6 protein-coding genes and 1 pseudogene are annotated in these 5,065 nt (G+C 72.4%); 2 read left to right on the top strand and 5 right to left on the bottom strand.

Annotation, left to right across the window (positions count from 1 at the left end; translation table 11 throughout):
• On the top strand, positions 1 to 706 hold a 706-nt coding region (locus K8V84_RS12670; protein WP_304074391.1), incomplete at its 5' end, for a PepSY domain-containing protein.
• Here the strand turns inward: K8V84_RS12670 and K8V84_RS12665 are convergent.
• From K8V84_RS12665 to K8V84_RS12645, 5 genes are all read right to left on the bottom strand, one after another.
• The gene (locus K8V84_RS12665; RefSeq protein WP_304074390.1) at positions 597 to 1,142 is read right to left on the bottom strand and encodes a copper chaperone PCu(A)C; all 546 of its coding nucleotides are present in this window, start codon (positions 1,140 to 1,142) and stop codon (positions 597 to 599) included. The genes K8V84_RS12670 and K8V84_RS12665 overlap by 110 nt on opposite strands.
• Positions 1,143 to 1,235: 93 nt before the next feature.
• Entirely contained in the window at positions 1,236 to 2,462 is a 1,227-nt protein-coding gene (locus K8V84_RS12660) for a Dyp-type peroxidase (protein WP_304074388.1), read from the bottom strand.
• Positions 2,459 to 3,028, bottom strand: a complete 570-nt coding sequence (locus K8V84_RS12655; protein WP_304074392.1) for an SCO family protein — start codon at positions 3,026 to 3,028, stop codon at positions 2,459 to 2,461. The genes K8V84_RS12660 and K8V84_RS12655 overlap by 4 nt, the downstream gene beginning before the upstream one ends.
• 128 nt (positions 3,029 to 3,156) lie before the next feature.
• Positions 3,157 to 3,753 carry a sigma-70 family RNA polymerase sigma factor gene (locus K8V84_RS12650; protein WP_304074386.1) on the bottom strand — a complete coding sequence of 199 codons (597 nt, stop codon included), beginning with the start codon at positions 3,751 to 3,753 and terminating at the stop codon, positions 3,157 to 3,159.
• A 202-nt stretch (positions 3,754 to 3,955) separates the two neighbouring features.
• Positions 3,956 to 4,537 carry a hypothetical protein gene (locus tag K8V84_RS12645; protein WP_304074385.1) on the bottom strand — a complete coding sequence of 194 codons (582 nt, stop codon included), beginning with the start codon at positions 4,535 to 4,537 and terminating at the stop codon, positions 3,956 to 3,958.
• 99 nt (positions 4,538 to 4,636) lie between these two features.
• On the opposite strand from K8V84_RS12645, the pseudogene K8V84_RS12640 reads away from it, so the two are divergent.
• Positions 4,637 to 5,065 (top strand): annotated as a pseudogene (locus tag K8V84_RS12640) (hypothetical protein); the annotation flags it as partial.

Below are 5,065 nucleotides of genomic sequence, written 5' to 3'. Positions count from 1 at the left end.
CGAGGCCCTGTCGTGGACCACCCCGGTGGCGGCCACCGACACCCTCTCGGCGAACCCGGGTGTGGACGCGGGCATCGACGCCGCCCTGGAGTCGGCGCGCGGAGCCGGGCTGGAGGGCCCCCTCACCGTGCAGATGCCCGCCGACCACCTCTCCCCCTACGTCATCACCGAACTGGACCGTTCCTGGCCCACCCGGGCCGACGAGGCGTCCCTGGCACAGGACACGGGTCGGGTGGTCGACGTGGTGCGCTTCGCCGACCACCCCCTCATGGCCAAACTCGCCCGTTGGGGCGTGGACCTGCACATGGGCCTGCTGTTCGGGGTCGCCAACCAGATCCTGATGACCGTGCTGGCCGGCGGTCTGCTGTACGCGATCGCTCTGGGCTACCGATCCTGGTGGCAGCGCAGGCCCACCCGTGGGCGGGCGGGGGTGGGGCGCGCCCACCCCCGTGGTTGCCTCCTCGCCCTGTCCTGGCCGCTGAAGACGACGGTGGTGGCCGTGGCCCTCACCCTGTCCTGGGCGATGCCGGTCCTGGGGACGTCCCTGCTGTTGTTCCTGGTGGTGGACACGGCGCTGGGGTGGCGTGCGGGCGACCTCAGTGGTGGTCGTGCCCTTCGGAGTGGTCGCTCTCGCCCGCGCCCCCGGTCATCTCCCGCACCGGAACCTCCAGTTCCGCCTCGGCCCCGCTCGCGAAATCGAGCGTGACGGCGACCGTGTCCCCGACCCGCAACGGGTCGGGGATGTCTTCGACCATGACGTGGTAACCGCCCTCGACGAAGGTGGTGGTGCCGCCGGCCGGCACCGGGACCTCCTCGACGGGGCGCATGGTCGAGGCGCCCGACTCGGTGGTCTCGGTGCGGTGCAGACCCGCCTCCGGTGAGGCGCTGGTGCTCACGCCCACCACCGCGTCGTCATCGGGGGCGGTGTTGGTGACCGCCAGGTAGACCACCCCCACCTCGGGGTTGGCCGGCTCCGGCATCCAGGCGTCCTCGACCATCAGGTCCCCCACCCGGGCCCGCCCACCGGGTTCGGTGACCGCCTCGGCGGGTCCGGCATCCCCCGGATCGGTGGTGGTGCCGCAGGCGGCCAACACCGAACACAGAGCGAGGGCGGCCAGGGTCTTGCGACGCGGGTAACGCATGGGGAAGCCTTTCGTCGGGGACGCTCACCCCTTCACGTCGCCCACACGCCCCACCGGGTTCCCACGACCCACGCGCAAACCCGGTGGCGCCGCTCACCCCCACAGCTCCGGGCCCGGCACCTGCCCGTCCTCCCCCGCCGGAGGCACCGCGAACACCGCGCCGCCCTCGTGTCGGATGTACTCACCGAGCGCGTCCCCGCCCTCGTCCAGGCTCCGCTGCACGGCGGTGAAACCGGTACGAGGGTCGGCCTGCCAGGCGGTGAACAGCAACCCCGCATCCGCCCGCCCCTCCGAATCCCACCCCAGGTCGTAGTCGAAGCCGCGCCGGAGCATGCGCGCCCCCAGGGTGTTCTCCGGGGAGGCCAAGCGGATGTGCGCGTCCTGGGCGATCACCGGCCGCCCCGCGTCGTCCCGGGCCACCAGGTTCGGCCGGTCGTCCTCCTTCGAACCGCCCAGGGGCGCCCCATCGTCCAGGCGCCGACCCACCACCCGTTCCCGCTCGTGTTCGGAGAGCGCGAACCAACCGTCCAACAGCATGCGGATCCGGCGCACCACCACGTAGCTACCACCGTCCATCCACTTCGTGGCCGGATCGGGGTGGGCGGCCAGGACCTGCGAGGCGAACACCGCCTGGTCCGGGCGCGGGTTGACCGTACCGTCGATCTGGCCCATGAGGTTGCGCGGAGTGGCCGAGGGGTCCTTCGCGGTGACCGCGCCGCGCCGAAAGCCCGGCAGCGCCCATCGCACCCGCACTCTCTCTCCGACCAGATCGACCAGATGGCGGGTGGCGGCCCCGGCCACCACCGGATCCTCCGCGCCCACGTGCAGCATCAGGTCCCCGCCGCACCACTCCGGGCGGAGCCGATCTGCGGCGAACTCCGGCAGGTCCTCCAACTCTTCGGGCCGCCGATCTCCCAGACCGGCCCGCTCCAACAGCGCGCCGCCCAACCCCAGGGTGATCCCCAACGAGGCCGGATGCAGCCCCCGGGTGGGCGCACCCTCCACCACCCCCTCCAACCCGTGTTCGTGCAACGCCCGGATCTGCGCCCTCCAGGTCTCCGACACCTCGCGGGCCCGCTCCGACACCTCCTCTGGGCCGTCCCCCACCACGTCCAGCGCCACCACCCGCACGTGGGACGGGGTGGGAGTGAGCAACGCCGGCGGCAACCCGTCCCGGTGCCCGCCCCGAGACAGCGTCACGGCCAGGGCCGGGTCGGGCTCCGGGCGGTTCACGCCCGCACCCAACAGGCCGCCCGCGGCCAACCCCACCGCCCCGGCCGCCCCACCGGTCAACAGTCCGCGCCGGGAAGGTCCCCTCACAACAGCTCCTCGACCAACACCGGGAGAAGCTCGGCCACCTGGTCGGCCTCCACCCCTTCGTCGAACATGCCGGCGGCCTCACCACCCTCGGTCAGGACGATGATCCGCCCACCGTGGGAGACCAGGTAATCGCCATCGGTCTCCTGAGGCGCCTCGATGGGGATCCCATAGTCGCCGGCGGCCGCCACGATGTCCTCGATCTCGCCCCGCACCCCCTGGAACCCGGGGTCGAAACGGTCCAACCAGGAACGCAACTGCTCGTCGGTGTCCCGGGCCGGGTCACTGGTCACCATGACCACGTCCACGTCGTCGGCGACCGCACCCGCCTCCTCCAGGGCCAGATCGATCTCGGCCATGGTCATCGGGCACACGTCCGGGCAGCTCGTGTATCCGAAGAACAGCAGGGTGAGCCGATCGGGATCCACGTCGGTGAACCGCCACGCTTCACCGTCCACGTCCACCAACTCCGCCGAAGAGGCCGCCATCGGCTCATCGGACAGGTCCAGGTAGTGCTCGACCTCGTCCAGGCCACCGCCGGCGGAGCACGCCACCCCGCCCAACAGCATGGTCGCGGCGACGGCCGCCCCCGCAGGGCGCCACAACCGGGGCGGGGCGAAACGGGCGGTCACGGTTTCGGTCATGTCAGGTCTTTCCCATCTCATCGAGTCGACATCCAAAGGCGCGGGGCGGACCATCACGCCGCCTCGCGCACCAGCCGGGCCAGATCCCGGCGTCCACGCGCCACACGCGAGCGCACGGTGCCCACCGGCACCCCCAACAGCGCCGCGGCCTCGGCGTAGGGCACCCGGTGCACCTGGGTCAGTACGAAGGCCCGGCGCCGCTGCTCGGGCAGCTCCTCCAGCAGCGCCACCAGCGCCAGGTACTCGTCGAAACGGCCCGGGGCGGCCGCCCCCGCGCCCAAACAGCCCTCCACGTCCCGTACCGGATCGGTACGCGGGGTGCGCTCGCGCACCCGGTACCGGTCCACCACGGTGTGACGGGCCACCGACAACAACCAGGCCCGCACCGGTGCCCGACCCGAGTAACGGGGCAGACCACGCAGGGCACGGGTGTAGGTCTCCTGGGTCAGGTCCTCCACCCAGGTCGGATCGACCCGCCGGGCGATGTAGCGCCGCACGTCCTCACGGGTCAGCGTGAACAGCGCATCGATCGCCTCGGGGGCGCCCCGACCGGCGCGCAACGCCAGAAGGGACAGGTTCGAGGGGTCTTCGGTCGAGGTCACGGGTACGGTCGCCACTGCCGCGCGCGCACCGTCTTCACCCACGGTCATCACATTCGAGCCTTCGGTCATCGCACGCGCCGACACCCGACCACGGCACGACCGACGAAGGACATGACCGGATCAGGAGGGCGCGGGCGTCCTTGCGACACCACGAGGCGCCGCGCGAACACACCTGGGCCGCCCCCAGGGCGAACACGCGATGACCACCACGACGCACGGGGCGCGCCACGGGGTCGGCTCACGCTCGCTCTCAGGCGGCGAGCACGACCGGTGGACCTCTCAGGACCCGGGTGTGGCGCAGCACCGACGGCCCGGCCGGCAACGACCTGTCCAGTGGAACGAACCCGGGCGCGAGCACCGGCTCCGGGCGCGGCAACGCTCCGACCACCAGCAACAACGGCACCAGGGACAGCGCCATGAACCGCAAGAACGCGAAGAGGGCGTCCTCGCCCAGTCGCAGCCACCAGGCGCTCACCAACGCCATGACCACGTGCATCGCGATCATGGCCCACGCCGGCATCGACTGCGCGGCCACGTCGACCGCGCCGTGGTCACCGTGGCCGCCGCCCCACCCCTGGGCGGCACTGAAGGTCACGTGCAGCGCGAACTGGCCCCAGAGCATGCGGGCGGTCAACGCCCACACCCCCAGGCGCCGTGTGGTCGAGGCCCAGGCCATCACCCACACCAGCGCGCCGCCGAGCAACAACCCGAGCAGCGGTACGTCCTGCCCCGAGCTCACCGCGTGCCCGATCGCGGACAGGCTCGCGCACACCAGGGTGAACACCCCGGCGCGCAGCGATCGGCAAGGCGGGCTCTTCGGCATCGCCCTCATCGTCGCACCCGCTCACGCCACCCGTATACCGGGGTCGAAGGATGCCTCCTCCCCTGTTCTAGACTCGACGACGTTCCCGGTGTGAGAAGAGGCCCGCTCGTGACCCTGTCCCCGCTCGCCCTGCTGCGCGAGTGGCCCGCGCGTACCGATGGCGCGGCCCTTCGCGAGTTCGTGCTCATCGGCAACCGGCTCGACCTGCCGACCCTGGAACGCCACGTGCTGCCCACCGCGCAGGAGAGGGGCGCCGCGGTCACCGTGCTCGGCGCCACCGCGCCCGGGGCCGAACCTGCGGCGTTGTCCCGACCCGACCGCACCCTGGCCCTGGTCGAGGCAGACATCCCCGACCCGCTGCCCGAACTCGCGCTGTTGGTGGGTGAGTCGCACGTGGTGGCGGCCTTCGGCGGTGGGGCCCCGGCCGCGAAGAAGCGTCCCTGGACCGTGCTGAGCGGCGGCCCCGAGGGAGTGCCCTGGGCGTTGGCCGACCTTGGCGCGTGGCTGCGTGTGCGCGCGGGCGCGCCCGCCGTCCCC

The organism is Nocardiopsis listeri (assembly GCF_020741345.1).
GTDB classification, from domain to species: domain Bacteria; phylum Actinomycetota; class Actinomycetes; order Streptosporangiales; family Streptosporangiaceae; genus Nocardiopsis; species Nocardiopsis listeri_A.
This window is presented reverse-complemented; position numbering and strand designations above follow the sequence as displayed.